The 26,366-nt window shown below is 42.3% G+C and carries 28 protein-coding genes; 22 read left to right on the plus strand and 6 right to left on the minus strand.

The window, feature by feature from the left end:
• The first annotated feature begins 101 nt into the window (after positions 1-101).
• The 9 genes from MHI51_RS13920 to MHI51_RS13960 all read left to right on the plus strand — a co-directional run bounded on the left by MHI51_RS13920 (position 102) and on the right by MHI51_RS13960 (position 7,272).
• On the plus strand, positions 102-1,205 hold the full coding sequence (locus MHI51_RS13920) for a PRK06851 family protein (RefSeq protein WP_076126187.1): 1,104 nt from the start codon (positions 102-104) through the stop codon (positions 1,203-1,205).
• A gap of 148 nt (positions 1,206-1,353) precedes the next feature.
• Positions 1,354-2,070, plus strand: a complete 717-nt coding sequence (locus MHI51_RS13925) for an AzlC family ABC transporter permease (RefSeq protein ID WP_076301897.1) — start codon at positions 1,354-1,356, stop codon at positions 2,068-2,070.
• Positions 2,067-2,378: an AzlD domain-containing protein gene (locus MHI51_RS13930; protein ID WP_036686713.1), complete on the plus strand. Its 312-nt coding sequence runs from the start codon at positions 2,067-2,069 to the stop codon at positions 2,376-2,378. Before MHI51_RS13925 ends, MHI51_RS13930 begins: the two co-directional genes overlap by 4 nt.
• Positions 2,379-2,409: 31 nt before the next feature.
• A complete protein-coding gene (locus MHI51_RS13935) occupies positions 2,410-3,909 on the plus strand; it encodes a PLP-dependent aminotransferase family protein (protein WP_076301898.1) in 1,500 nt (499 codons plus the stop codon).
• Positions 3,910-3,945: 36 nt separating this feature from the next.
• Entirely contained in the window at positions 3,946-4,935 is a 990-nt protein-coding gene (locus MHI51_RS13940; RefSeq protein WP_405173965.1) for an ROK family protein, read from the plus strand.
• 80 nt (positions 4,936-5,015) lie between these two features.
• Positions 5,016-5,285: a PQ-loop domain-containing transporter gene (locus tag MHI51_RS13945; RefSeq protein ID WP_076301900.1), complete on the plus strand. Its 270-nt coding sequence runs from the start codon at positions 5,016-5,018 to the stop codon at positions 5,283-5,285.
• A gap of 46 nt (positions 5,286-5,331) precedes the next feature.
• A complete protein-coding gene (locus MHI51_RS13950; protein WP_076280737.1) occupies positions 5,332-6,207 on the plus strand; it encodes a serine/threonine protein kinase in 876 nt (291 codons plus the stop codon).
• 26 nt (positions 6,208-6,233) lie between these two features.
• Positions 6,234-6,674 carry an NUDIX domain-containing protein gene (locus MHI51_RS13955; RefSeq protein WP_076126199.1) on the plus strand — a complete coding sequence of 147 codons (441 nt, stop codon included), beginning with the start codon at positions 6,234-6,236 and terminating at the stop codon, positions 6,672-6,674.
• A 64-nt stretch (positions 6,675-6,738) separates the two neighbouring features.
• The gene (locus MHI51_RS13960; protein WP_076218015.1) at positions 6,739-7,272 is read left to right on the plus strand and encodes a hypothetical protein; all 534 of its coding nucleotides are present in this window, start codon (positions 6,739-6,741) and stop codon (positions 7,270-7,272) included.
• Positions 7,273-7,283: 11 nt separating this feature from the next.
• Here the strand turns inward: MHI51_RS13960 and MHI51_RS13965 are convergent, their stop codons facing one another.
• Complete coding sequence (locus MHI51_RS13965; protein WP_076126204.1) at positions 7,284-7,718, minus strand: DUF4395 domain-containing protein; 435 nt, start codon at positions 7,716-7,718, stop codon at positions 7,284-7,286.
• A gap of 1,174 nt (positions 7,719-8,892) precedes the next feature.
• Here MHI51_RS13965 and MHI51_RS13970 point away from each other — a divergent pair.
• Entirely contained in the window at positions 8,893-9,462 is a 570-nt protein-coding gene (locus MHI51_RS13970) for a TetR/AcrR family transcriptional regulator (RefSeq protein ID WP_076186025.1), read from the plus strand.
• 50 nt (positions 9,463-9,512) lie between these two features.
• Positions 9,513-10,967, plus strand: coding sequence for a DHA2 family efflux MFS transporter permease subunit (locus MHI51_RS13975; RefSeq protein WP_076130929.1), 1,455 nt, complete (start codon positions 9,513-9,515; stop codon positions 10,965-10,967).
• Between the two features lie 195 nt (positions 10,968-11,162).
• Here MHI51_RS13975 and MHI51_RS13980 read toward each other — a convergent pair whose 3' ends face one another.
• The 4 genes from MHI51_RS13980 to MHI51_RS13995 form a co-directional block, all read right to left on the minus strand.
• Positions 11,163-11,981, minus strand: coding sequence for an SDR family oxidoreductase (locus MHI51_RS13980; protein ID WP_076275719.1), 819 nt, complete (start codon positions 11,979-11,981; stop codon positions 11,163-11,165).
• A 58-nt stretch (positions 11,982-12,039) separates the two neighbouring features.
• Positions 12,040-12,573, minus strand: coding sequence for a PadR family transcriptional regulator (locus MHI51_RS13985; RefSeq protein WP_081387354.1), 534 nt, complete (start codon positions 12,571-12,573; stop codon positions 12,040-12,042).
• A 268-nt stretch (positions 12,574-12,841) separates the two neighbouring features.
• Positions 12,842-13,336, minus strand: coding sequence for a hypothetical protein (locus tag MHI51_RS13990; RefSeq protein WP_076275718.1), 495 nt, complete (start codon positions 13,334-13,336; stop codon positions 12,842-12,844).
• 137 nt (positions 13,337-13,473) lie between these two features.
• Positions 13,474-14,022 (minus strand): hypothetical protein, encoded by a 549-nt coding sequence (locus MHI51_RS13995; protein WP_076218012.1) that lies wholly within the window; start codon positions 14,020-14,022, stop codon positions 13,474-13,476.
• An 81-nt stretch (positions 14,023-14,103) separates the two neighbouring features.
• Between MHI51_RS13995 and MHI51_RS14000 the strand changes: the two genes are divergently transcribed.
• From MHI51_RS14000 to MHI51_RS14025, 6 genes are all read left to right on the plus strand, one after another.
• The gene (locus tag MHI51_RS14000; protein ID WP_036678319.1) at positions 14,104-14,436 is read left to right on the plus strand and encodes a PadR family transcriptional regulator; all 333 of its coding nucleotides are present in this window, start codon (positions 14,104-14,106) and stop codon (positions 14,434-14,436) included.
• On the plus strand, positions 14,433-15,758 hold the full coding sequence (locus tag MHI51_RS14005) for an FtsW/RodA/SpoVE family cell cycle protein (RefSeq protein WP_405173966.1): 1,326 nt from the start codon (positions 14,433-14,435) through the stop codon (positions 15,756-15,758). The genes MHI51_RS14000 and MHI51_RS14005 overlap by 4 nt, the downstream gene beginning before the upstream one ends.
• Positions 15,759-15,817: 59 nt before the next feature.
• On the plus strand, positions 15,818-16,729 hold the full coding sequence (locus MHI51_RS14010) for a hypothetical protein (RefSeq protein ID WP_076129290.1): 912 nt from the start codon (positions 15,818-15,820) through the stop codon (positions 16,727-16,729).
• A 14-nt stretch (positions 16,730-16,743) separates the two neighbouring features.
• The gene (locus MHI51_RS14015) at positions 16,744-17,508 is read left to right on the plus strand and encodes a M15 family metallopeptidase (protein WP_405173967.1); all 765 of its coding nucleotides are present in this window, start codon (positions 16,744-16,746) and stop codon (positions 17,506-17,508) included.
• A gap of 129 nt (positions 17,509-17,637) precedes the next feature.
• Positions 17,638-18,378: a stalk domain-containing protein gene (locus MHI51_RS14020; RefSeq protein WP_405173968.1), complete on the plus strand. Its 741-nt coding sequence runs from the start codon at positions 17,638-17,640 to the stop codon at positions 18,376-18,378.
• A gap of 247 nt (positions 18,379-18,625) precedes the next feature.
• Positions 18,626-20,125, plus strand: coding sequence for an MDR family MFS transporter (locus tag MHI51_RS14025; RefSeq protein WP_076194336.1), 1,500 nt, complete (start codon positions 18,626-18,628; stop codon positions 20,123-20,125).
• A gap of 71 nt (positions 20,126-20,196) precedes the next feature.
• Here MHI51_RS14025 and MHI51_RS14030 read toward each other — a convergent pair whose 3' ends face one another.
• Positions 20,197-21,090, minus strand: a complete 894-nt coding sequence (locus MHI51_RS14030; protein WP_076129293.1) for a DMT family transporter — start codon at positions 21,088-21,090, stop codon at positions 20,197-20,199.
• Positions 21,091-21,218: 128 nt separating this feature from the next.
• On the opposite strand from MHI51_RS14030, the gene MHI51_RS14035 reads away from it, so the two are divergent.
• The 5 genes from MHI51_RS14035 (at position 21,219) to MHI51_RS14055 (ending at position 26,355) form a co-directional block, all read left to right on the plus strand.
• Positions 21,219-22,094 carry a LysR family transcriptional regulator gene (locus tag MHI51_RS14035; RefSeq protein WP_076278999.1) on the plus strand — a complete coding sequence of 292 codons (876 nt, stop codon included), beginning with the start codon at positions 21,219-21,221 and terminating at the stop codon, positions 22,092-22,094.
• 359 nt (positions 22,095-22,453) lie between these two features.
• A complete protein-coding gene (locus tag MHI51_RS14040; RefSeq protein ID WP_340012539.1) occupies positions 22,454-23,203 on the plus strand; it encodes a sulfite exporter TauE/SafE family protein in 750 nt (249 codons plus the stop codon).
• Positions 23,204-23,392: 189 nt separating this feature from the next.
• Positions 23,393-24,436 carry a LacI family DNA-binding transcriptional regulator gene (locus MHI51_RS14045; RefSeq protein ID WP_076194330.1) on the plus strand — a complete coding sequence of 348 codons (1,044 nt, stop codon included), beginning with the start codon at positions 23,393-23,395 and terminating at the stop codon, positions 24,434-24,436.
• 10 nt (positions 24,437-24,446) lie between these two features.
• Positions 24,447-25,607 carry a Gfo/Idh/MocA family protein gene (locus MHI51_RS14050; RefSeq protein ID WP_076185992.1) on the plus strand — a complete coding sequence of 387 codons (1,161 nt, stop codon included), beginning with the start codon at positions 24,447-24,449 and terminating at the stop codon, positions 25,605-25,607.
• Positions 25,608-25,632: 25 nt separating this feature from the next.
• A complete protein-coding gene (locus MHI51_RS14055; RefSeq protein WP_342410800.1) occupies positions 25,633-26,355 on the plus strand; it encodes a ThuA domain-containing protein in 723 nt (240 codons plus the stop codon).
• Positions 26,356-26,366 lie beyond the last annotated feature (11 nt).

Here is a 26,366-nt window from a genome sequence, read left to right on the forward strand (position 1 = left end):
TATCTAACGAAACCACATCTCACTCAAAGCGTCACCTTTCCTTGGGTACATTAATAAGATGAACAATGAAACATGACATCAGCCCGGAAAGGTGTGCGATTATGGACGGAACAATCCTGAATTTCTTTGCTGGCGGCAACACAGCTCACGGCTTCTCTAACCTCTATGAGTCGTCATTGCAAGGTTTAACACGTTTGTTTGTTTTAAAAGGAGGCCCCGGTACGGGGAAAACTAGAATCATTCGAGAAATCGGAGATCTTCTGGCTCAACAAGGTTATGAGATCTGGTTAATTCACACAGCGTCAGATAATGATTCACTCGACGGAGTGGTTATTCCTGAATTAAAAGTAGGAATTATAGATGGTACGGCTCCACGGGTCATTAAGCCAGAATTGCCTGAAGAGGCCATCATACATGTGAATTTGGAGCAGGCCGTCGATACGCTCCAGTTAAGCCAGCGTTGTGTTGAGATCGACAGCTTAGTTGATCAGTACACGGAAGAGCATGAACTCGCTTATTCAGGCTTTGCTGAAGCACTCCGCATTCATGACGAATGGGAAGCGATTTATATTGCGACAATGAATTTCCAAGCCGCTGATGAGCTGACTCAGGAGTATATTCAACTTCTGTATGGTGATCAGAACTTCGAAAAAGTAAGCCGGGTGGATCACCGTTTTTTAGGTGCAGCTACGCCTAAGGGTGCAGTGGATTTTGTACCTAATTTAACCGCAGGGCTAAAAAGATATCTTGTAAAAGGTCGCGCGGGTTCCGGTAAATCTACACTTTTAAAAAAATTGGCGGCTGAAGGAATAAAACGTGGTGTCAATGTTGAGATTTACCACTGTGGTTTCGATCCGAACAGCCTTGATATGATTATCGTACGCGAGCTTGGGTTTGCTATTTTTGACAGCACAGCTCCGCATGAGTATTTCCCTGATCGTGCTACCGACGAGATTGTTGATATGTATTCACGGTGCATTCAGCCAGGTACGGATGAAGCTTTTGCCGAAGCCATCGCAAGTATTAAAGAGCGATATTCCAGCACCATGAAACAATCCATTCAACATCTGACAGATGCCAAAGTATTTTTGGATGAGTTAAAGACAATCTATGCCGCCGCTACAGATTTTGACCATGTAGATCAGATTAAATCCCAAATTCAACAAGAAATCAGCGGGATTGTGGAAAGTCCTCAGGAGGTTTAACCTTCATTAAAGATCGCTCTCTTAGCGGGCGGTCTTTTTTCTATGTCAAGAAATTGGTATGGTACATACGCACCCATGCGGTTATTTCCACCAGAATTGTATCCAAGTATGCTCTCTCTAGGGACAACGATAAGGGAGAGAGAAACTTATGAGTGATCAGAAAGTGATGTTTAGAACGGGTCTTAAGGATTCTGTAGCTATTGTTGCAGGATTTATTCCTGCTTGTTTTACGTTTGGATTGGTCGGTAAGGGATTAGGCCTGGGGAGTCTGGAAGTGTTCTTATTGTCAGCGCTCGTATTTGCGGGAGCCAGCCAATTTATTGGCGTGAAAATGCTTGCTGCTGGGGCCGCCGCTCCAATGATCCTGCTGCTTACGTTGATCATTAATTTAAGATATTTGTTTATTAGCCTATCTTTTGGGAGTCAGCTTGACCGTACAATCAATCTGCTGGCCAAAGTCTGGATTGGGTTCAGTTTAACAGAAGAAGTGTACGCTGTTAGTATGATCCCCCGCAATCATTCAAAAGAAAATATAACTCTTCCATATTTGCTGGGTCTACAAATTCCTCCGTATATAGCAAATTTACTGGCAACAGCTGCGGGAATATCGCTGGCATCCTACATTCCGGCTGTATACTTACCTGCTTTGAACACCTCATTATATGCCTTACTGATAGCACTAATAGTGCCACAACTAAAGGGAAGCATTCGGAATTTGGCCATATGTTTAGCAGCGGCGGGTTCTTCATGGCTCCTACATCCCGTACTTGGAAACTCCTCGATACTTGCAGCTATGTTAATGGGTATGGCAGTAGGCTCCTTATTTCGAGAGCAAGCTGAAGTAGAAAAGGAGGTATCCGTATGACTATTCTGATCATTATCGGGATGGCAATCCTTACATTTTCATTTCGTTTTGTACCTTTGCTGCTGACAAAGCATACGAATGGCTCTTCCAAAGTCCAAGCTTTGTTGGAATATTTGCCTATCGCGGTTCTTAGTGCTTTAACGGTTCCTGGGATATTTCAGGTGGACGCAGATGACAATCTTGTAGGTATCGCTTCGGGTATAGTCGCTGTTATACTGGTATTAATTAGGAAAATACCGCTGTTACTCGTGATCTTAGGTGCTGTTTCTGCAGCACTAATTGTAAAAATCCTTACTATGAACCATTAAGAAAACCCGGATTAGAAGGGTAGGAAATCTTATGAAGCATGAATTGCTGATTACTCTCGATAAACAAAGACCTATTCCATTAAGCCGTCAAATTTATGAGCAGGTTCGTAATGCTATCCATTCAGGAGCTTTATGTGGGGGGGATTCACTGCCTCCATCAAGGACTTTGGCTAATCAACTGGAAGTATCCAGAAGTGTAATTCTTCAATCCTACGAGCTACTTCAAGCAGAGGGTTATCTGGAGATGAGAAAAGGGGCAGGAACCTATATAGCGGGGCTGCCGGTGGAGGAGAAAGACCCCCAGGATTCTGAGAACCCTTACAATTTTATAACGAAAGGTCCTGATTTCCTAACACTCAATCCTACTTCTATTATAGAAAACGACTTGAACACAGTATTATGTAATTTTCGGCACGGTGTACCTGCATGGGACGCTTTTCCAATGGATCAGTGGCAAAAAGCATTAATGAATGCCTGTCGTCGTGCATCTCCTGATACTTTGGGTTACGGCCCGGTCGAGGGCTCTTTGGGACTACGCCAAGAGATTGCACGTTTATTACGGTCCACACGTTCGATGCCCGTGGTTCCGGAGCAAATTGTGATTACATCCGGGGCAACGCAGGCATTGGATATATTATCGAGAATTTTTGTTTCAAAAGGTGATCATGTTATTGTTGAAGATCCATCACATAACGTTGTGCGGGAGATTTTTTCGTTCGCTGGAGCGGTGGTTACACCCATCAGAGTTGACCTAGAGGGTATCTGTGTAGATGAGCTCCAAGCAAGCTGTGATACCATCAAAGAAGATCCCCATAAAAAACCAAAACTAGCTTATGTCACTCCTTCGCATCAGTTTCCTTTCGGGGTGACCCTGTCGATGAAACGAAGAGTGCAGTTACTGGAATGGGCCAAAGCCAATCAAGCTTTTATTATTGAAGATGATTATGACAGTGAATACAGGTACGAGGGTCCGAAGCTATCATCACTTGCTGGACTAGATGTTGAGGGTAGAGTAATTTATGTAGGCAGTTTTAGTAAAGTGTTATTTCCTTCTCTGCGCATAGGTTATGTTGTATTGCCTCCGACTTTGATTCAACCTTTTTTGGCGGTCAAATGGATAACAGATCGTATGTCTTCTGCTTTGGATCAGGAAGCGTTGGCGGAATTTATTCAGAATGGACATTATGCAAGGCATGTTACGCAGATGGGGAAACTTTATGCTGCCCGCAGGGCTTGTCTAGTAAAAAGTTTGGATGCTGAATTTGGCAGTCGTGTCCGCTATTATGGGGAAGAGGCGGGTCTTCATTTATTAATTGAGCTGGAATCCAATGCCGAAGAGCATCGTATAGCTGAATTGGCGTTACGATATGGAGTTCGGGTTTATCCTGCGTCTTCTTATTTTGTGGGCATTAAACCTCAAGGTCCTGTCTTTCTACTTGGTTATTCCAATCTCACCGAGAATCAGATTAAGATGGGTGTGAACCGCTTGATGTTAGCTGAAACGGAAGCGGCAGTTAGTACTAGAACTTAATCGAAAACGATAGAATATCTAATTCTGGAGGTTTTTATGAAACGGTATATGTTAGGGATTGATCTTGGCGGAACCAATATTAAAGCAGGGATTTACGATACTGATTTTATGGCTGTAAAAGAAAGATCTATACCAACAGAGGCTGCTAAGGGCCCGGCCCATGTGTTGGGACGGATTAGAGAAGCAGTACGTTTAATCACGGATGAAGCGAATATTCCATTAGATTTGGTAGAAGGAATGGGAATCGGAGTGCCAGGATTACTTGATCCAGTAACGGGAATTTCTTTTTTCTCACCGAATTTTCCGGATTGGGAGCATGTACATGTTGTAGATGAGATGAAAAAATTCTATGACTTTCCTACTTTTATTGATAATGATGTTAGGGTTAATCTTTATGGTGAATGGCAACAAGGTGCAGGAAGAGGGTATAACAATCTGGTTCTGATTACCTTGGGAACGGGATTAGGGTCGGGTATTGTGAACGACGGAAAAGTGATCTACGGTACGTCTTATAGCGCTGGTGAAATTGGGCATATGAATATGTACAGGAACGGGCGTCCCTGCAATTGTGGAAGCTCCGGTTGTTTGGGGCGATATGTGTCCGCGATTGGCATGGTGAATACTTTTAAAGAAAAGCTGAAAGAAGGTCGAACAAGTATTATTCAGACTTGGACTAAGGATCAAGATGAGCAAATTACCGCGTTAATGATATCTGAGGCTTACGAACTTGGAGACGCTCTCTCTATGGAAGTAATGCAGGAGACTGGAACTATACTTGGGTTTGGATTAGCGAATGTTGTGAATATCCTCAACCCGGATCTTATTATTGTAGGTGGGGGAATGGCAGCGGCGGGAGATAAATTGCTCCAACCTGTAAGAGAGACTGTGCATCAGCATGCGTTGAAGCTATCAAGCAGTAAGTGTAAAATTGTTCAAACAGAGCTTGGGAGTCGAGCAGGAACTATAGGTGCGGCTTCTTATGCGTATAGTAAGCTGCAAGATGCAGGGAAATTAAACTTTGCTTAGTGTTATTTGTTTTTTTACATGAAATGGAACCAGATCGAGCCGCCCGGAATACAACTGTATAAAACCGTGGAGGTGCTCTTATGTTTGCAATCATGCAATTAATAGGTGGAGTGATTCTTTCTTTGGGATGGATCCCGCAGATTGTTCAAATCCTCAAATCAAAATCCGTAGCCGATTTAAATCTCAAATCGTATTTACTTATGCTGCTGGGGATTAGTCTAATGGAAGCTTATGCGATCAGTTTGGCGGTTACGGGGATTGGATTAGCTTTTTTGATTACGAATACGATGTCTTTATGTGTTGTGTTGCTGGTTATTATTCTAGTGATTAAATATCGAACAAGACCATGAATGAAGCTTATAAATTTAATCTAGAAAGTGAATGCAGGAGGTTAATTTGCGCGAAAAAAATTATACATATGAAATCGATGCGGTAACTTTTCAATTACAGGAAGCCTGTGATTTTGCTTGGTTAACTAAGCTGGGAAAAGTGTTTAAAGTGTTCGATCAGCAGGACTCCGGAAATCTTTCTTTTGGCGTGGAGCAGGAGGGGAAGAAGTATTTTGTGAAATTTGCTGGGGCGAAACCTTTGACTTATGCCGGGAATCCTCGGGATGCTGTTAACCGTTTAATTGAAGCTATTCCGTTATATAACGAACTTAGATATGATGCGCTGATCACGCTACTGTCACATTTTGAAGTTGAGTCGGGGTATGTAGCAGTCTTTGATTGGTTTGCAGGTGAATGTTTACATTCGCATTGGCTGTTTGCGGGAGAAGCGAAGCTGAGTCATCCGGAGTCGCCTTTTTTTCGTTATAAGCAATTATCCGTTGAAAAACGTCTGTCTTCATTAGATGTAATCTTTTCGTTTCATGAATATGTGGAGTTACAGGGTTATGTGGCTGTCGATTTTTATGATGGAAGTATTCTATATGATTTTGTAAACGATGAAACTAAAATTTGTGATATTGATTATTATAGACGTAAGCCTACTGTAAATGATCTGGGAGAGAACTTCTGGGGTTCATCCAGATTTAAGTCACCGGAAGAGTTTATCTTGGATGCGCCGATTGATGAAGTTACGAATGTATTTAATATGGGCGCCACAGCATTAGTTTTGTTAGGAGGAGCATCCGATCGATCGTTTGCAAAATGGGAAACCAGCCAAGCCCTCTACGAGGTTGCTTTGCGGGCTGTCAGTGCGGTGAGGGAGCAGCGGTATCGGAATATAGCGGAATTTAAATTGGCTTGGGATGCGGCAAAAAATGTTTGAGGCTGGAGGGAAGGCGAGGGATATAATTGCTGGTAAACTTTTATGATTTGGATAAGGAAAAAGAAGTTGAGCTGAAGTACGTTGTTATTATGGTTAAACATGGTGAAGAATGGATCTTAGCGAGACATCAGAACCGTTCGACGTGGGAGTTTGCCGGAGGGCATATAGAGGTTGGCGAAATCCCGGAGCAGGCTGCTGCCAGAGAATTATATGAAGAAACGGGTGCGGAACAATGCTCACTTTTTCCAATAGCTATTTATAGGGTCACTAGTATCGACGCTCCAGAAAATTATGGTAAGTTATATTTTGCAAATGTGGAACAGTTCGCAGAACTTCCTCCTTATGAGATGGCAGAAATCAGAGGATTTACTGAGATACCAAAAGAGCTGACGTATCCCTTGATTTACCCAGCCTTGATATCAAAAGTTCAGGATTTCATTAACCATTCATCTTCAGCTGTAGGATAAGAATGATAGCCCTGCTGTTGTCACATGATATGATTAATAAATAGAACAAGCAGGAGGGATTTCATTGAAAAGAGACATTCAGCATGTACCCTATGGCTATGAGCCGCCAGTTGAGCAACGTAAAGGGACTTTAGTGTTTTACGACTCTTTTGAACATATAACAGATCAAGAGCTTGAAGTGGCGGCAAAAACTGCAACAGACCGGCGTTTCACCAAACTGGTGTTATATCCGCTTCATGAGGAAACGGTGCGACGGATGACCAAAGAGCCGGTGAGCGCTTATTATAAGCGAGAGGACCGGCTGCATGAATGGAAAAGGGAGCAAGGGCGTAGCTTTATCACGGTAGAGAGTTTGGAAGGGAAGCGAAAGAAGTATACTCCGCTTGATTCAGCGTTGCGGCATCTTTTGGAGATCTATCCTTCGCCGATTTTTCTGTATTTAACGCCTGAGGTGGCGAATCAGTTTGCGTCTTATTCTTCTTTTGAAGAGTGGATTGTAAAGATTCGGTTATTGTTGCCAGCTGCACCTTTATCACTGCATCCACGGTTACTAAAATTTCGCCATCGCTGGGATGTTGTTGGAGAAGAGAGAGATTAAAATTAACAAATTTAATTTGTGCTGCTTTGTTTACGTCTGTAATTGTACATTCTCCATTGATAATGGATAAAACATCCGATACAAAAACCTAGGATTGCCACAGTGGCGGCCACCGCAACGAGCGCTGTGAAAATGTAAGCTGCGATCGTCCAGCCAACGATGAAGCTGATGAGACCCCCTGCGAGGCAGAAGACAGCTATGCTTTGATTAAACTGTTGTTGTGACCAGTCTTCGAGTACATAGTGGGAACGCTCTTTTGTCAGAAACCTGGCAGCTAGCTTAATGATGGGATTATAACCGAACAAAAGACCGAGCAATCCGGCAAACAAGGGCAGCGCTAGTATCCAGTGTTGTCCTGTTAGCCAGGTTAATATTACAGAAATGACGATAAACGCCTGATTAGTTTTTACTAATGGCCGGGGAATTCCTTTGGGCACGTTTTGCATTTTATTCACACCTTTCTCATTGGAATAATTATAGTATACGCTGGGATTGTGGGAATGGGAAGTAGATAATTTCAAGCGGACGTGGGGTGTCGGGAGTTAATTTAGTGAGGGAGAGAGAAGGTATGGAGATGGCTGGAGGCGGATGGGGAAGATGGGGCGGGCGGATGGAGGTAGGTGGAGCAGATGGGCGGATGAAGCAGACGGGCTAGAAGGGGGCAGATGGAGCAGATGGGGCGAGTGGGGGCAGAAGGAGCAGATGGGCTGGATGGAGGCAGGTAGTAATTTATTGAGAAAATACAGATGGACATTAATAGCATCCCACCCCAAGCACATTACGTCCTCACCTCCTCTCCACAGCACATTGGGCCTTCTCTCGTTCACACCATCTCCTGCACTTCATCTGCCTCACTTCATCTGCCTCACTTCATCTGCCTCACTTCATCTGCTTCACCCCATCTGCTTCACCTCATCTCAATCACTCCATCGGACCCCAGAGTCCTTATATGCTGGAAAAGTAACCTTTTGAGTAATTATCGGACCCCAATGCAGCTATGAGCACAAAAAGGGATAAAAAAAGTCTGGTTTCAGGGGAATAGCGACGGTGAGGTCCGATAAATTGTGAAAGGACATGATTTAGCGCAAATAGCTGCATCTGAGTCCGATAGGAATGTTAGCTTGAGAGCAAGTGTAATACATGGAAAACAAAAGTGTGGGAGTAAGTGTGAAGCAAGGGAGTAGACGGACAAATGCATGCGCGGAAATAGTGTGAGGCAAGTGTGCGACCTAATGAAGCTAATAGCTCGATGAGAAGTAAATGTGAAGTAGAAGGATGTACGAAATTAGGAGCTATTGGACCCCACAGTCCTTATATGCTGGAAAAGTAACCTTTTGAGTAATTATCGGACTCCAATGCAGCTATGAGTACAAAAAGGGATAAAAAAAGTCCGGTTTCAGGGGAATAGCGGCGCTCAGGTCCGAAAATGAGCCCAAAAGCATGTTTTAGCGCGAATAGCTGCATCTGAGTCCGATAGGGAGGATGGAGCTAACCCAACCCAACCCCCACGATCTTCCACCAAAATTACTTTGAATTTAAGTAATTTATGTGTTGACATATCTCTTTGAAATATGGTTTTATTATGTAGACCAATTGTTATAATGCAAAGGAAGTGTCAGCTTGTCGAACAAGCCGAATACGCGTGAGGCGATTTTGGACACAGCTTCGAAATTGTTTTTTTCTCAGGGATATCATGCAACAGGACTGAATCAGATTATTAAAGACAGCGATTCACCGAAGGGGTCTCTTTATTACTACTTTCCTCACGGTAAAGAAGAACTGGCTTTAACATGTATTAACCGGACTAGTGAAGTTGTCGCTCAGAAGCTTAGACATCATATGGAGAACAGCAAGAGTGCGTCTGAGGCAATGGAGGATTTCATTCTAGGAATGGCTAAAGATGCTGTGGAATCCTCATACGAAGGGATTGTTCCGTTTAGTTTTTGGTTGGCGGCGGAGACATCCTGTATTAGTGAGGAGCTGCGGACTGCGTGTAAATCTGTGTTTATGGACTTGCAGGATGTGATCAAGAAACGTCTTTTGGATGAGGGCGTAGAGAACAAGCCCGCGGCCGATAAGGCTTCAGTGGTAATCTCTTTATTTGAAGGGGCGCTTCTCCAGACGCTGACTTTTCGGGAGGAACAACCGCTTCTCGCGGCGGCAAAGTTTATCCCAGTAATACTTGGTTAGATACAGACAAATAGATAAGATTATCAGGAGGACTAAGGGTGGAAGCAACTATGCAAGGGAACCAACAAAAAGAGGTCAAGAAGTTTAAGACTATTCCAATTCTTGTCTCTTTATTACTAGCAGGTTTTATCGGAATGTTCAGTGAAACGGCATTAAATGTTGCCTTAAGTGATCTTATGAATGTCCTACAAATTACCCCAGCAACAGCACAATGGTTGACAACAGCTTATCTGCTTACACTGGGTATACTAGTACCAATTTCGGGGATGCTGCTTCAATGGTTTTCGACGAGACAGCTGTTTATAGCGGCTTTATGTTTTTCAATCCTAGGAACATTCCTAGCAGCAGTATCACCTAACTTTGAGTTCTTACTTACAGCAAGAGTGGTTCAAGCTATGGGAACAGCGCTTCTGTTGCCACTGATGTTTAATACAATCCTTATCATCATTGCTCCTGAAAAACGTGGGGCAGCAATGGGGATGATCGGTCTGGTTATTATGGTTGCTCCGGCGATTGGGCCTACCATTGCTGGACTGCTTATTGAAAGCCTCAGCTGGCACTGGATCTTCTGGTTGTCATTGCCATTCTTAGTGATTGCATTGATATTCGGGATTCTGTTCATGCAAAATGTAACAAAGGTGACGAAACCGAAGATTGATATCCTCTCCATTGTGTTGTCTTCACTCGGGTTTGGCGGTATTGTGTTTGGTTTCAGCAGTGCCGGTGAAGAAGCGGGCTGGGGAAGTCCGAAAGTGATCATTGCGATCATCGTAGGTGTAGTAGCACTGTTATTGTTTGGACTTCGTCAAATGAAGATGAAGGAGCCAATGATTAATCTGCGTGCTTTTAAATATCCAATGTTCGCTATTGGTGTAGCTATGGTATTTATCTGTATGATGGTTATTCTGTCCTCCATGTTGATTCTTCCGATGTACCTTCAACAAGGACAAGGTTATACAGCTTTCAAAGCGGGTCTGTTGCTGCTTCCAGGTGGAATTATAAACGGATTGATGTCCCCAATTATGGGTCGTATGTTTGATAAATACGGTCCGAAATGGCTCGTGATTCCAGGTCTGATTATTGCAGCAGTAGCCTTGTGGTTCTTCTCCAGTATTACTGTAGCTTCTACGGTTGTGTTCGTAATCGTACTTCACAGTACGCTTATGATTGGTATTTCGATGGTATTTATGCCGGCACAGACGAATGGTATTAACCAGTTGCCACTAGAACTTTATCCAGATGGTACAGCTATTATGAATACACTGCAGCAGGTTGCTGGTGCGATTGGTACTGCATTAGCAGTCAGCATTATGACCGCGGGTTCAAAAAGCTACATGAAAACTGTGGAGAACCCAGCAGATCCAGCTAATATGTTACCTGCGTTCACGAACGGTGTACAAAATGCTTTTATTTTCGGAATGAGTATGGCGATTGTAGGACTAATTCTTGCTTTCTTCATAAAAAGAGTAGTTGTTAATCATAAAATGAATACCCCGATGCATTAATAAATAAATTTGACGCAAGAAAAGGTGTTCGAATAGGTTAGTTTGTAAAATCCCCTTAGGATAGACAGTGAAAAAAAGTTCATGATCTCATGGACTTAACACTGTTGATCGAAGGGGATTTTTTTTTTCGCAATAAGAAAGAGGACCACTCCTCGTTAGAATACCGAAAAGCGACTCCACTTAAAGCTTTCTTTTTTAAGAAAAATGCTGGGATATATTAGTCAGATATTCTTCTTCGGCCGTATTTTCTTTCATTTGAATGAGCATTTTTGCATCTTCACCAACAACATATCGGAATTGACTTGTCTCATCTGTGGCGGCTTGATATATTGTTTCCGCAACAAGTTCTGGAGGCGAAGCATACGCAGGTTGTTTTTCCATCTCACCCAATTTACCCAAAAATGCAGTAGTAAAAGGTTTATATTCCGTTAATGCATCATTAAAAAAGAACTCCATCGATCTACTACCAAAGTCTGTCTGAATGGCACCAGGTTCAATTAACTTAACTTTGATGTTTTGTGATGCTAATTCATAAGATACGGATTCAGAAAAACCTTCTACGGCAAATTTCGTTGAATGATACAGAGACATTGTAGGAAAGGTTACTTTCCCACCCATAGAAGAGATATTGATAAGCAAACCATCTTGGTTAGCTCTAAAATGTGGCAGCATGGCTTTAGTCATACTGATAAGACCAAAAACGTTGACTTCAAACTGTCTTCTGATCTGCTCATCTGTAGCTACTTCTATAAGTCCCATTGTTCCATAACCAGCATTATTGAGAAGAACGTCAATTTTACCGAACCGTTTGATCGCCTCCTCTAACGCAGGTTGAATCGTGTCTGCTTTCTCAACATCGAGCCGTAACACCAACACATTATCGAGTGTAGTGAATTCACTTTCTTGTTCAGGTGAACGCATCGTGGCTACCACATTCCATCCTCTTTCAGCAAAATGTTTTGCTGTAGTTCTACCGATACCAGACGAAGCACCCGTTATAAAAATTGTTTTCATCTACAATTCCTCCTAAAAGTTTTATGAGCGGTACATCTTAACCTGGTTCGTATTAAACTCACTTCGGAAGTGCTAACTTCTCCATGTTTAACAATCCCTCAGCAATGGTTGTTAGTTTAGCCTTATATTCTTCTATGCCAATTTGAATGCAGATGATCTGTGCTGGATGCATTTCATCTTTATAAAGCGAATACTGAGCGAGTAATTGATCTAACTTATGTTGTGATTCCTCTTGAGCTTGCTTCAACCAAATAATCACCTTCTCATACCCGACAAATTCACCAAAATAAAGCCTCATCATAAAATCAGATTTCTTAATACTGTCAGCCTCTAGTGGAGCTAGTAAATAGGCATTAAAACTATCTCTTCCTTTATCCGTGATGTTTAAAAGATTTTTATTAGGCTTACCTTCTTGAGGTATGTTTTCCTTAGTAATCAGACCCTCCTTTTCCATGCGAGCAAGCGTAGGGTAAATCGTTCCATAACTAGAACTATAGAAATTAGAGAATATTTCCTCCAATAACTGCTTTATTTCGTATCCAGTCAACGATTTTTTCATAAGCATGCCTAAAATAACATCCTGACTGTTCAAAATAGGGCCTCCTTTAAGTTTCTAAATATTTGTATATCGTTATCAAAATATATCAGACCTTTATATATTGAGTCAATATATATTGGACGGATACTTGGAGTTGTTTTTTTATGTATTCATTTCCCTAGAATATAAATGCAGTGGCAGTAGAATGAGGACTACAAGTATGAGGATTATAATAATAAATAGGCATTCCGAAAAAAACGACGATCGCTCCCTGGCAGAATACCGGGGAGCGATCGTCGTTTAATTCTCACTTTATTAATTTTCATTGTGTCCATTCCATCATATATACTCGTTGTAACTCCACGTTAAGGATCACGATACAGTAGCTACCATCATCTTTTTTCTTATAATAATACAATCCTCTTTCTTCGTGTTCTATAGGGTTCGCCTGAAATAATTTTTCGTATTTTTCTTTTTCATTTGGATAAATGGCAATCACAGAGTCTTTGAAACTTGATATTCTCTCTTTTAAGAGGTCAATGGAATCAACATTGAGGGGATGCCAAAATGCTGCGTCTTTGATTTCTTTGAATTGCTTTTCGTCATAATCTAATACGTAATAGCTTTCGCCATCCCCATGGAAACTAGGTAGACTTTCAAATATCACCTTTGACTCTGTAGGTTTAGAGATCGATATGCCCCAATTTATCTTCCACGTCTCATAATAGTTCATCGAATTGTTACGGAGCATATATCCAACGAAAACAAATATGAATAGAACGGTAAAACTCAAGATTGTTATTGTTGTTTTTCTCATCGTTGATCTCCTCAACATCCTGCTTGTATTACCATTATTATACATGAATGAGGAGGGAATAAGGATTATTAATAGAAACTTTACATGCATAGATTTACGATGTATAGTTGTCCTAGGTATAAAAGGATAACTAATATTCATGATATACAGATATTAGTCGTTAGAAGAGGAAGTAAATCAACGGTATAAATCCCGTAGAATGAGCTGAATCCGGTCCAAATAAGCAAATCAACGGTATAAATCCCGTAGAATGAGCCGAATTCGGCTCGACGGAGTAAATCAACGGTATATATCCCGTAGAATAAGCCGAATCCGGACCGACGAAGCAGATCAACGGTATATATCCCGTAGAATGAGCTGAATCCGGTCCGAGGAAGCAAATCAACGGTATAAATCCCGTAGAATGAGGCGATTCCGGTCCGAGGTAGCAAATCAACGGTATAAATCCCGTAGAATGAGCTGAATCCGGTCCAAGTAAGCAAATCAACGGTATAAATCCCGTAGAATGAGCCGAATTCGGCTCGACGAAGCAAATCAACGGTATATATCCCGTAGAATGAGCCGAATCCGGCTCGACGAAGTAAATCAACGGTATATATCCCGTAGAATAAGCCGAATCCGGACCGACGAAGCAAATCAACGGTATAAATCCCGTAGAATGAGCCGAATCCGGTCCGAGGAAGCAAATCAACGGTATAAATCCCGTAGAATGAGCCGAATCCGGTCCCACGCCAATTGTAAAGTTAGAATTTAGGAGGTGTTAGCCGTTGAAAGTAAGTAAAGAGATGCTGAAGGGCAGTACGGGTACGTTAATTCTGACTCTTTTACTGGAGAAGCCATTATATGGTTATGAGTTAATCAAAGAGCTGGAGCTGAGATCACAGGGTGTTTTTTCATTAAAAGAAGGAACCTTGTATCCAATTCTGCATGCGATGGAAAGTGAGCGCTGGGTAGAGGCTTACTGGATGGAGGTAGAGGGAAGGAAGCGTAAATACTATAGAATTCTGGATGAAGGTAAAGAGAAACTCAAGGAGAAAAAAGCAGAATGGGTTATGTTTAAAGGTGCAGTTGACTCCGTTCTGGGAGAGGGTGGTGTATGATGAAAGAGAGGCAGCAGCAATTTTTGGATGAAGTGTGTGCAGAGATTAAAGCGAAAAAAACTCACCCAGAGATACGTCAAGAATTAGCTAGTCATCTAGAAGATTTAATTTGTGAAAAAGAATCAGACGGTGTATCACGGGAAGAAGCCATAGCTTGGGCGATCGCACAAATGGGAAATCCGCAAACGTTAGGAAAGGAACTTCATCTAATACATAAACCACATGTACCTTGGGAATTGTTTGGCGTTGTAGCTTTATTATCCGCGATCAGTCTGATCGGAATGAGTTCTGTGGATGTAGGCTACAGTGATATTGTTAAAGGTGCTTTTTTGGATAATGCGTTTAGACGCCAAGCGATAAATATACTCATTGGAATTGTATTGATGTTTGGATTGTATTTCATTGATTTCAGAAAGCTGAGAAGTTTCTCGTGGGTATTATACGGAACATCAATAGCAGGAATTCTGTCGAGTATATTCTGGGGGATAACAATAAATGGAGTAAATTATGGTCCTAGGATTTTTTTGATCTTACCTGATATGACATCCTATCGTCCTTATGTTTTGATAGTCGCGTTAGCAGGGATTTTAGTGAATCGTAAGGAATCGGCTAAAAAGAAAACTTGGCAGAGTGGGTTGTTCGACATAAGCCTTCTGTTAGCACCTGCATGGCTTCTTATCTCTCTAAACTCTCTTCCAGAGCTTGTGGTGTATCTAATCTCTTCACTAGTATTATATGTATGGATTACTCGCGATTGGATAAAGAGTGTAGTATTATTAGGGTTCTTTGTAATAGTTGGACTAATGTTCATCTTCAATAGCGACTACCTGATGGCCAGAATTATTAGTGCAATAAATCCATCTTTAGATCCAGAAGGTTATGGCTATATCTATCAAGTAATGCGTGAAGTTATTAGTTCAGCGGGTTGGTGGGGGCACGGATTCGGAGCAGTAGAACAAAAGCTGCCGTATGTTTACTCAGATATGTTGCCTGTCTATCTTATTCATTGTTTTGGTTGGGCGGGGGCGCTGCTTTTGCTTGCAGTTATCTCCTGGTTCTTTATCAAGCTTCTATCTACGATACGAGCGATTCGTGATCCCTATGGACAAGCTTTAGTGTTGGGTTTGGCATTTTTGCTAGCCATAAGACTAACCTATGGTCTTGCTGTTTTGAGCGGCGGAATGATGCTGACTTCTATCCCGTTCCCTTTCCTGAGCTATGGGAGTCATGTATGGTTTGAATATGCGGCTATTGGACTTTTGATGGGAATTTATCGTAGGAAGGATATTGGAGCCGTCCAGGATAATACTGTACTGAGTTAGATTCAGGATCCTCTCGTATGTCTAATTATTAAGTATGAATACTTAAGGGAGGTCTTTTAATGGGATGGAAAAAAACAGGCTTGTTAAGTGTTGCCTTTGCCCTAGGCTCTATGGGAGGGTTTGGGAGTATACATACAACTGATACTGTAGCTGCCGCAACTGTGAAAGAATCTGCAAAAGTCTATAACCAATTCCAACAATATGTACAGAAACCGGCATCTCTTGCTAACGCACGGAATTATTTGATTAACCATATCAAAGAAGTGGATACCTGGACAGCCACTCAGATGACACTCCAGCTCGAAAATGCACAGAAGGCATATTTACCTGTGTACTCTGAGAAGGTTTTTCCGGAGAATGTTCAGAAAGAGATAAATAATGCTTTTTCCAAAAGCAAAAATCTAACCTACAGCACACTCCTTAATGCGATCAAAGATGCTAATGTACGCAATATGTTAATTGAAGGACGGGATAAGGGGTATAAGCTGGAGACTAGTGAGGGCATGTACTATCCAGTGATGCATTATGAGGGGTTCAAAAGCTTTAAGCCGTATGTCACGAAGGACATCGCTGCTTATATAGACATCATGGCCACTGAATCGAATCAACCAAGTGTTTTTGATGCAGCTATTGTGATTAGTTGGACAGAGTTAACGAACAGGGCGCTTGCACTGGAGGACTTTGTGACGAAATACCCAGCTTCCAATCGGTCAACCATTCTTCAAAAAGAGCTGCTCAATGCAACTTCACGCTTATTATATGGATCAAGCAACACACCAGCTTATGACTATGATGAGCAAGTAATCAAACCTGAAGTAAAGAAGGCGTATGAGAATGCATTAAAAGGAAACAAAGGCGACACCAGAATCCTAATGATTTTAGAAAAACTACTGCAGTTACTTGATTCCACGAATAATAAACTCACACCTGAAGTGGAGAAATTTCTAAATCAAACGGTTAATTCGAAATGAAGAGGCGGGATCTATTGAGAAGCGGATTTAGAGGAACAAAAATCATAGTTTTCGCATTTGTGCTGTTGTTATGGACAAACACTATTTTTATGGGCAGTGCAGATGCAGCTTACGTTGGATCATCTACAGACAATGTACTGCAGCAAATGCAGCTGGAGAAGAAAAACCGTCTGCCGCAAGGATTTGTCTATTTGGATGAAGTGATACCTACTGCCCAATTTGAAATTCGCTATTACGGAGACAATAATTTTGTAGGGAAGCGGATTGATGGTTATAAAGCGCCTTTAGCGATCTTTTCACAGACTGCAGCTACAGCCTTGAAGGCAGTAAGTGAGGATTTAGCCAAAAAAGGATATATCCTAAAAATCTATGATGCTTATCGTCCGCAGACCGCGGTGAATCATTTTGTAAGATGGTCACAGAATTCCGCGGATACTAAGATGAAGCAGCAATATTACCCGCTACTGGATAAACGTAATTTATTCAAACTCGGATTTATAGCGAAAAAATCAGGACATTCCCGTGGCAGTACCATCGATTTAACGATCGTCAATAAAGAGACCGGTCTAGATGTAGATATGGGCAGCCCGTTTGATTTTTTCGGAGATATCTCTTTTTATGATACATCGTTGATCACCAAGACTCAGAAAGCAAATCGCGCAATTCTCAAAGAGGTTATGGTGAAGCAAGGCTTTAAACCTTATAGTAAGGAATGGTGGCATTTTACGCTGATAAAAGAACCTTTTCCTAAGCAGTATTTTGACTTCAAGGTGGAATAGTTATTTAAAAGAAGCGGCCCAACATAATGTTGAACGGCTTCTTTTTTTTCTTGGCTTTATTATCCTTAGGATTAGCACATGCTGGAAACGCACATAATACTTGTAATAACTAAAGGGAGGTTTCGAGCGATGATCAAAATGGCAGCGGTAGTTGTGTTAGGTGTTCTGTTTTTAACTAATGGATTTGGTGGATTTGCCGCTCCAACAGTATGGGCAGACTTCGGCCAGGTTAGCGTAATTTTGAATGGTAAACTACTGGAAACTAATCCCCATTCAGCCTACAATAAGGGTTCCACGGTCATGATTCCGCTCAGAGAGGCTTCCAATGCACTGAAATATACAACAACATATCAAAAAAGTTCAGAAACTATAACACTAACAAAGATAAATGAAATAATTAAATGGAAGCTTAACGAACATTTAGTTAGCATCAATAATGCACAAGAGTTGGTTTTTAAAGATGATTTCGAATTCAGACAGGATCATATCTATGTTCCAATCTCCTTTTTTAAGACAATTGGTTTATTAACCTCATATGATGGGGAGTCCAATCAAGTTGAAGTGTATACCCCTGAAGTGACAGCGAGTGTTATAGCGGGGTTACTGGTCGGCGGTAAATATAATGAATTATCGGAGCGATATCATTATGATGTGGTCGTAAATAAGCCAAGCTCAAATGGATTACTGGAAGACTGGAAGCAAATTACGATAAAAGCCGGGAATTATCATGGGATTAAATCTACAAAAAGTAGCTATAACGAGGATCAATTTTCTATCCGCTGTGTATTGGATTTTGCAGAGACAGAGATTCCACTTGAAATTATTTTGAACACATCGGGCAAAATTATAGAATTAAGAGAGACACTCTAATCGGAAAATGATTCCATGATGACTATGCACATTTCCCAAGCGAGAAGATTTTAGGGGATTATGCATAGTCTTTTTGCTGTTCTAATATACTTTCCCAGATAATTTCTGAAGGGTATCGTAAACCCGATGTGTTTTTAATGTAAAAAATGGTTTTATTTGTTGACTTCCAGATTCATCGAATGTAAATTAAAATTTGAAATAATAAATAAAGCATTTAATTAAATTAGAGAAATGAGTGGAGTACTGGATGACAAAAACATTGACCGGAATGAGTTCTGCAGAAGAGCAACCCTTTTCGTTAAAAGCAATCATCCCCCCGCTTCTTGCTATTATTGTCGGTATGATTATGGTTATTCTGGATGGTACTGTTGTGAATGTGGCCGTTCCCAAGCTGGTTGATTATTTTGCTTCCGATCTCAAAACGATTCAGTGGGCGATTACGGGTTATACTTTAGCTTTAGCGGCAGTAATCCCACTCGCGGGCTGGATGACCGATCGTTTTGGATCGAAACAAGTTTTTCTGGCAACTCTTACGATGTTTATTCTTGGCTCTATGTTATGTTCGGTTGCACAAAGCTCATCTCAGCTCATTATTTTTCGAGTCATTCAAGGTCTTGGCGGGGGGATGGTTGCTCCCATTGGGATGGCGATGGTTTTTAAATTAGCTCCAGTAGAACGTCGAGGTTCTATTATGGGGATGCTTGGTATTCCAATGCTCTTAGCACCGGCACTCGGTCCAGTCTTATCCGGTTGGCTGGTGGAGTACGTAAGCTGGCACTGGATCTTTCTGATTAATGTACCTATTGGAATTGTTGGCATTATTCTTGGTGTTAAATATTTGCCGAAGTCTGAACAAAAGAGCAAAGGCAAACTCGATATCCTAGGCATTATCCTTGCCCCAATTGCCTTCTCTATGTTGGCTTATGGGGTGAATGAAGGCGGTGGAACAAGCTGGTCGTCTACTCCCGCTATTGTTGGCTTATCTGTTGGAGGGGTTGCATTGATCCTTCTTGTCATTGTGGAGCTGCTTCACAAAAATCCGCTTTTACAACTGCGAGTTTTCCGTTCGTCGGATTTCACTCGGGGTATTATTTTAACTTGGGTTATGCAAGCTGCTTTGTTTGGGTCCATGTTATTTGTGCCCCTTTACCTGCAGCAGATTCGAAGCTATACCCCGCTGGAGACCGGTTTGATTCTACTTCCGCAGGCTTTAGCTTCAGCAATCGGAATGCCGATTGGCGGCAGGTTGTTTGATAAGATCGGGGCTCGTCCGCTGGCGTTTGTTGGACTTAGTATCATTACGGTCACCTTGTTCCTGTTATCCGGAATTAGTGTTACAACAAATTTATCGTTAATTATGACATACCTGGGTTTCTTAGGCTTTGGGATGGGTCTAACGATGATGCCTTTGAATACTCATGTCTTGAATGCTGCTCCACGTGAATGGGTGGGAAGTGTAACTTCACTTACTGCTGCTGCTCAACAAGTCGTTGTTTCATTTGCTATAGCTGGAATGACAGGTTACCTGACTAGTCAGATCGCTGTTCATATGGGAGCACTGAAAGCGGGAAGTAATCCTTTGACAGCCGCAGTTAGTGGTTTTGATGATGTGTTCTTCCTGTCTGGCTGCATAGGAGTGGTAGGTGTATTGATGAGTATTATTTTGCGCAAGCCTAAGCTTTCTGCTGGCGATCCTACCTCTGGAGAGGGACAGAAGGCAGATGCGGCGATGATGATGGGGCATTAATGGAATCCATAAACTTAGATAATATAGAAAAGGCGTCGTTCAGCTTGTATAGTTGAACGACGCCTTTATTGTTATAAATGCTCTGGTTTCTTCTGAGCCCACGATGCGGGGAGACTTGCTTTACCAAGCAGCTCAGAAGCCACGATTCCCAACAGAACAAGCGCTGCGCCAGCATAGCCTTGCATCGATAACTTCTCAGCAGCGAACCAATAACCAAACATCGCAGCGAAGACCGGCTCAAGGGAGAAGATTAGTCCGGTGCGGGTTGGTGAAGTATATTTTTGAGCAATAGGTTGCAGGATGAAGCCACAGGCACTGCATAGGATACCAAGCGCTAGAATTGCTGCCCAACCTGGCAAAGTAGAGGGGAGCGAAGGTGTCTCGAAGATTGCGGACAACACTAAGGCCAACCCTCCGGCAAATCCTAACTGCAAGATTCCAATATTCAGGGAATCACATTCTTTTACCGCCTTGCCTGTAAATAAGATCTGTACCGCATAGAACACTGCCGAAAGAATACACAGAAAGTCACCCGGTTGAATAGTTAAGGTTGCATTTAAGGTAAGAAGTCCAATCCCGGCTATGGCGAGGATGGAGCCGAACACTTGCGGAGGTGCAACTCTTTTTTTGAAAATAACTCGATCCAAGATCGGTACAAAAATAACCGTCAATGCAACTAAAAATCCTGCATTTGAGGTGGTGGTTGTTTGAAGTCCGAAGGTTATACATGTGAATACGCCTAGCAGGAGGAATCCGAGGAGAGCACCATATTTTAATGTTCTCATGTCTACTCGTCTTAATCGTTTGTGGAATATCATAGCGGCTAATATAAAAGCAAGTCCGAAGCGGAGTGCAATCAGATTGAATTCGCCTAACGTACCTAACCCCATTTTCATAAATATGTAGGAGGAGCCCCAAAATAATGTTACAACTAACAGCAGCAGCTCAGCTTTGAGCGGTTTCATCTCTTCATCCATCCTTCTTCATTTTCAACTCAATATAGTATAATACGGCTCTATACATAAGGTAACTGAATGTTTATCATAGGATACATGAGTAAAACTTATGTAATTTATAAGGGTGGGAACAGAGGTTGAGCATTAATAAATATGAGATTTTTCTGAAAGTTGTAGAGCTAGGCAGCTTAACAAAAGCAGCAGAAATGTTGGGTTTTACGCAATCCGGAATTAGTCACACCATTAGCAGCTTGGAGATGGAGTTTGGGTTCGCGTTATTAATTAGAAATAGATCCGGTGTGAAATTAACGGTAAACGGGGAACAAGTTCTGCAGCCTATCCGTGAAATCTTGAAATGGAACGAGAAATTGAAGCAGGAGGTAGCGGACATCCACGGGCTAGAGATTGGCACGATCACCATCGGTACGTTCACCAGTGTGTCTGTGCATTGGCTGCCAGGGATGATTAAGCAATTTCGCAGTGAATACCCATATATAGAAATCAAGCTGATGGAAGGCGGTTATTTGGAGGTTGAGCAGTGGATAGAGGCTGGAGTGATCGACTGCGGTTTTATTTCACTGCCTACACGTGAGAAGTTTGACGTAATTCCTTTAAAAAAAGACCGGATGTTAGGGATTGTATCTAAAGAGAATCCACTTAGTGCAGAACCCTTTCTTTCCTTATCGCAAATTGCTAAGGAGGATTTCATTATCCCGAAAGCAGGCTCGGATTATGATGTTAGACGTGTGCTGGATAAGGCGGGTATTAAACCTCATGTTAAATTCTCAGCAGGTGATGACTATGCCATTATGTCGATGGTGGAGAAAGGCCTTGGCATTAGTATTTTGCCAGAGCTTGTCTTGACCCGGCAAAATTATAATGTGGCCATGCTAGAATTGGAGGAACGTAGTTTCAGATCGTTAGGAATTGCTGTCCACTCTATGAAATATGCTTCTCCCGTCACCAAAAAATTCCTAAAGCATGTGCAGGTGTGGCTGAAAGATAACACCTAAATAAATACGTCAAAAAATAAGAAACTGATACCTCATCAAAGTTAAGGGAGATCAGTTTTTTTGTTTAGTACTTCAGCTAGTTTTTCAGAAAACAGGAACTACACACAGGCCGCTGTAATTGATTTTAAAGGATTTTCATTAAATATATGTATATCTCCATTATCTTATAGTTTTTACGGCATTATAGAGGATTTGAGAGACGTTAAATTGCATGTTTATCCTCTATTAATATCTGTTTTACAATAATTAATATGTTATAATTAGAAGAGTGGAAATAAGGAATGTATTCAGATGTTCTGGAAATGTGAGGACTTTATGCACAATTACGGATGGATAAGATTAGGAGGAGGATTAAGCGATTGAGCGTTACAATAATTACACTTGTCGTAGTAGCAGTATTTATAGGTGCCTTAATGAGAACCGTGTTTGGTTTTGGTGAAGCGATTGTGAGCATGCCACTGCTTGCACTGCTCCCGATTCCTCTACATACCTCAGTTTCTTTGATTGGATTGGCAGGCCTCACGGTTGCCTCACTTACAGTTGTGAGTGGGTGGCGGCATATAGAACGATCTATTTTGATTCGATTAGCACTCTCAACAGTGATAGGAATTCCTGTAGGACTTGTCATGCTTTATTTAGCACCGGCAAGTGTAATTATGACTGGACTTGGTATATTTTTGATTGTTTATGGAGTTTATTCGGTGATTAAGAAGAGAATATTTAAGACGATCGATCATCCCTTGCTTAAGGCAAAAGGCTGGGTGTATCCTTTCGGATTCGCTTCGGGTGTACTTGGCGGTGCTTATAACTTTAATGGTGTCCCTGTCGTGATCTATGGTACTTTACGACAATGGAATCCGGATCGTTTTCGGGGTACGTTGCAAGCTCATTTTCTTATTTCTGGTGTACTCGTTGTAACGGGTCATGCTATCGGGGGATTGTGGACGGTGGATGCTCTTGTTCTTTATGGATATTCTATTCCAGCAATTCTCTTAGCTACGGTCCTTGGGGTATATGTGAATAAACGTATTCCTGCTAAAAAATTTGAGAGTTACTTATTTCTGATTATCATTTTACTTGGTGTCCTAATGCTAGTGCCTCGCGGATAGTTGAAAAGAAAAAGAAAGACGTTCTTCCCCCTTACTGTATATGAACGTCTTTTAAATTTATCCAATCTTAGGGTTGACGAAGAGCCTTGTTCATGAGAAAATGTACGCGCGTACATTAAATGAATGCGTTTTCGAATAGCGAATTGAACGAGGCTAAATGTCACTGTTCATAACCTATGAGAAGGAGGAATTTATATCGCCAGCCGTAAAGAGGTTGCCGAGCTTGCAGGTGTCTCAGAAGCCACAGTATCTCGCGTGTTAAACAATGTTGGTCCGATTAAGGAAGAAACGAAGGAACGTGTGTTGGCAGCTGCACTGAAGCTAGGCTATACCCCTAGTTCACTTGCTCAGAGCTTTGCTCGTAGACGGAGCGGGAACCTGGGTGTAGTGATGCCTTATTTGCCGAAAGCCCGCTTGTTCTCCACTTATTATTTTTCGGAAATATTAAGTGGAATAGGGAGCAAGGCGCGAGAAGAGGGTTATGATCTGTTAATGCTGTTTCGGAATGCCGAAGCGCCAATGGATTATAACGAGTTGTTTAAGATGCGGAAGATCGATGCTTGCATTGTGCTTGGCGCTAAAGAAGAGCCAGGTGAGCTAGCCTCACTCCGCCGTTTGAAGGAAGAAGACCATCCTTTTTGTCTGATTAATCAGCATTTTGCTGGGGAAGCTTTTCACGAGGTGGATGCCGATCATGTCGAAGGAAGCTGGCAAGCGGCTAAACACTTACTGGAACAAGGGTTTAAGAGGATTGCTTTTCTAAATGGGCCAGAATCTTATTCCAACAGCCGAGATCGTTTAACGGGGTATACCCGCGCTTTGGCAGAGGTGAATCTTTCTGTAGACTCTTCACTTTTGTTCGAAGGTAACTTCAGCCGGAAAAGCGGAATTATAGCTGCCAAAGAAATGTTGCCTTTGCTGAATGAGATTGATGCGATTATGGCCGCCAATGATCGGATGGCCATAGGTTTGCAGCAAGGACTACAGGAGTTAGGAATACCAAGGGATCGCCTGCCAGCTATTGTGGGTTATGATGATTCGGAAGCTGCGGAGCTTACCACACCTGCATTAAGCAGTGTGCGGGTTCCCTTTTACGAACTAGGTGAACTTGCCGCAGCCCAAATCATTGAATTGCTGGGAAACAATCTGGCAGAAGTACCCGCACCAGCCGTACAGATCAAATTACCGACAGAACTAGTTATACGAGCTTCATCTAAATCTATCAACACTTAGGAGGAATAAGATGAAACAGCTTCGCATTGGAATGATCGGTTATAAATTTATGGGTAAAGCCCACAGTAATGCTTATCGCAGTTTGCCTATGTTTTTCCCGAAAGCGCTTAAACCGGAAATGTCTGTAATCTGTGGACGTAATAGTGAAGCGCTTGGAGAAGCTGCATCGCAGTTAGGCTGGGCGGATTGTGTTACGGACTGGAAGGATCTGATCGCTCGAGAGGATATTGATCTTATAGATATTAATGCTCCCAGCAACGCGCATAAGGAGATAGCTTTGGCAGCAGCCAAAGCAGGTAAACATATTTTTTGTGAAAAACCACTTGCGCTGACCTTGGCGGATTCCCGTGAAATGCTGCAAGCTGCTGAAGACGCGGGAGTTACACATATGGTTGGTTTTAATTATCGCTTTTCTCCGGCAGTTCGACTGGCTAAGAAGCTCATAGAGAGTGGGCGGCTGGGAAAGATTTATCATTTTCGGGCTTGGTTTCTACAAGATTGGATAATAGATCCGGATTTCCCTTTAGTATGGAGACTGCAGAAGGATATCGCCGGTTCGGGTTCGCATGGAGATCTGGGGGCGCATCTCATAGATTTGGCTCATTTCTTAGTAGGTGATATGAAGGAAGTAATCGGCATGAGCGAGACCTTCATAAAAGAGCGTCCGCTCGCCGCTGAAATGACTGGTTTAAGCGCTAAAGGAGATAAGGATGCACCCAAGGGTAAGGTTACCGTTGACGATGCCACCTTGTTTTTAGCCCGTTTTGATAATGGTGCTCTGGGCAGCTTTGAAGCTACAAGATTCGCAGCGGGTCATCGCTCTACCAATTCTTTTGAGATCAATGGAAGTCTTGGCAGTGTGAAATTCGACTTTGAACGTATGAATGAATTGGAAGTTTATTTGACCTCGGATGCCGAGGATGTGCAAGGTTTTCGCCGTGTGCTGGCGACCGATCCTGCTCATGAGTATGCAGAGGCTTGGTGGCCGCCTGGTCATACGATTGGTTTTGAACATACGTTTATTCACGAAATGCTGGAGCTTTCTAACGCAATTGAAGAAGGTCGTCAGCCAGAACCAAATTTCAATGATGGAGTGAAATGCCAAGCGGTGTTAGAGGCAGTAGAACGCTCTATTGATGAACGCCGGTGGGTCGATTTATCTGAGATGTAATCTAACCTTAGAAGGAGTGCTGAAGATGAGAAAAGCATTGATTGTATGGGGCGGTTGGGATGGTCATGAGCCTGAGCAGGTAGCGGATATATTCGCTAAAATGCTGCAAGAGGAACAGTTTGAAGTTGAAGTATCGAATACACTGGAGGCTTTTGCTGATGCAGATAAGCTTCTTGGACTAGATTTGATCGTTCCGGTATGGACGATGGGTACAATCGAGCAGGATTTTGTGAATCATGTCTCCGCAGCTGTACAGCATGGAACAGGTCTTGCCGGTTGCCATGGCGGGATGTGTGATTCTTTTCGTAATAATGTAGATTGGCAGTTTATGACGGGTGGACAATGGGTAGCTCATCCTGGGAATGACGGCGTTAACTATACCGTAGAGATTTGTCAAAGCTCAAGTCTTCTGGTAGAAGGATTAGAAGATTTCAGCGTTTGCTCAGAGCAATATTATCTGCACGTAGATCCAGCTGTTGAAGTGCTTGCTACGACTCGTTTTCCAGTAGTTGAAGGACCTCATTCGTATAATAAGGCTGTTGATATGCCAGTAGCTTGGACAAAACGTTGGGGCTTGGGCAGAGTTTATTATAATTCACTGGGGCATCATGCGGACATTGTAGATCAGCCGCAAGTGCGTGAAATGATGCGCAGAGGGTTAATATGGGCAGCTGAAGGTAAAGCGCAAGCATTATCCAATGTTTCGGGGGTTAGGAATAGCTATAGTGGAATGGCAGACAGTCAATAAATTCTGGGAGC

Origin of the sequence: Paenibacillus sp. FSL H8-0260 (genome assembly GCF_045040625.1) — a bacterium.
Classification (GTDB): Bacteria; Bacillota; Bacilli; order Paenibacillales; family Paenibacillaceae; genus Paenibacillus_AQ; species Paenibacillus_AQ odorifer.

Coding starts and splice junctions, on each gene's coding strand:
- MHI51_RS13935 (WP_076301898.1), top strand. CDS start 2,410: ATGAAGCATGAATTGCTGATTACTCTCGATAAACAAAGACCTATTCCA.
- MHI51_RS13990 (WP_076275718.1), bottom strand. CDS start 13,336: ATGAGAAAAACAACAATAACAATCTTGAGTTTTACCGTTCTATTCATA.
- MHI51_RS13980 (WP_076275719.1), bottom strand. CDS start 11,981: ATGAAAACAATTTTTATAACGGGTGCTTCGTCTGGTATCGGTAGAACT.
- MHI51_RS14055 (WP_342410800.1), top strand. CDS start 25,633: ATGAGAAAAGCATTGATTGTATGGGGCGGTTGGGATGGTCATGAGCCT.
- MHI51_RS14030 (WP_076129293.1), bottom strand. CDS start 21,090: ATGAAACCGCTCAAAGCTGAGCTGCTGCTGTTAGTTGTAACATTATTT.
- MHI51_RS13945 (WP_076301900.1), top strand. CDS start 5,016: ATGTTTGCAATCATGCAATTAATAGGTGGAGTGATTCTTTCTTTGGGA.
- MHI51_RS14010 (WP_076129290.1), top strand. CDS start 15,818: ATGGGATGGAAAAAAACAGGCTTGTTAAGTGTTGCCTTTGCCCTAGGC.
- MHI51_RS14020 (WP_405173968.1), top strand. CDS start 17,638: ATGATCAAAATGGCAGCGGTAGTTGTGTTAGGTGTTCTGTTTTTAACT.
- MHI51_RS14005 (WP_405173966.1), top strand. CDS start 14,433: ATGATGAAAGAGAGGCAGCAGCAATTTTTGGATGAAGTGTGTGCAGAG.
- MHI51_RS14025 (WP_076194336.1), top strand. CDS start 18,626: ATGACAAAAACATTGACCGGAATGAGTTCTGCAGAAGAGCAACCCTTT.
- MHI51_RS14050 (WP_076185992.1), top strand. CDS start 24,447: ATGAAACAGCTTCGCATTGGAATGATCGGTTATAAATTTATGGGTAAA.
- MHI51_RS13975 (WP_076130929.1), top strand. CDS start 9,513: ATGCAAGGGAACCAACAAAAAGAGGTCAAGAAGTTTAAGACTATTCCA.
- MHI51_RS13925 (WP_076301897.1), top strand. CDS start 1,354: ATGAGTGATCAGAAAGTGATGTTTAGAACGGGTCTTAAGGATTCTGTA.
- MHI51_RS13965 (WP_076126204.1), bottom strand. CDS start 7,718: ATGCAAAACGTGCCCAAAGGAATTCCCCGGCCATTAGTAAAAACTAAT.
- MHI51_RS13930 (WP_036686713.1), top strand. CDS start 2,067: ATGACTATTCTGATCATTATCGGGATGGCAATCCTTACATTTTCATTT.
- MHI51_RS13940 (WP_405173965.1), top strand. CDS start 3,946: ATGAAACGGTATATGTTAGGGATTGATCTTGGCGGAACCAATATTAAA.
- MHI51_RS13920 (WP_076126187.1), top strand. CDS start 102: ATGGACGGAACAATCCTGAATTTCTTTGCTGGCGGCAACACAGCTCAC.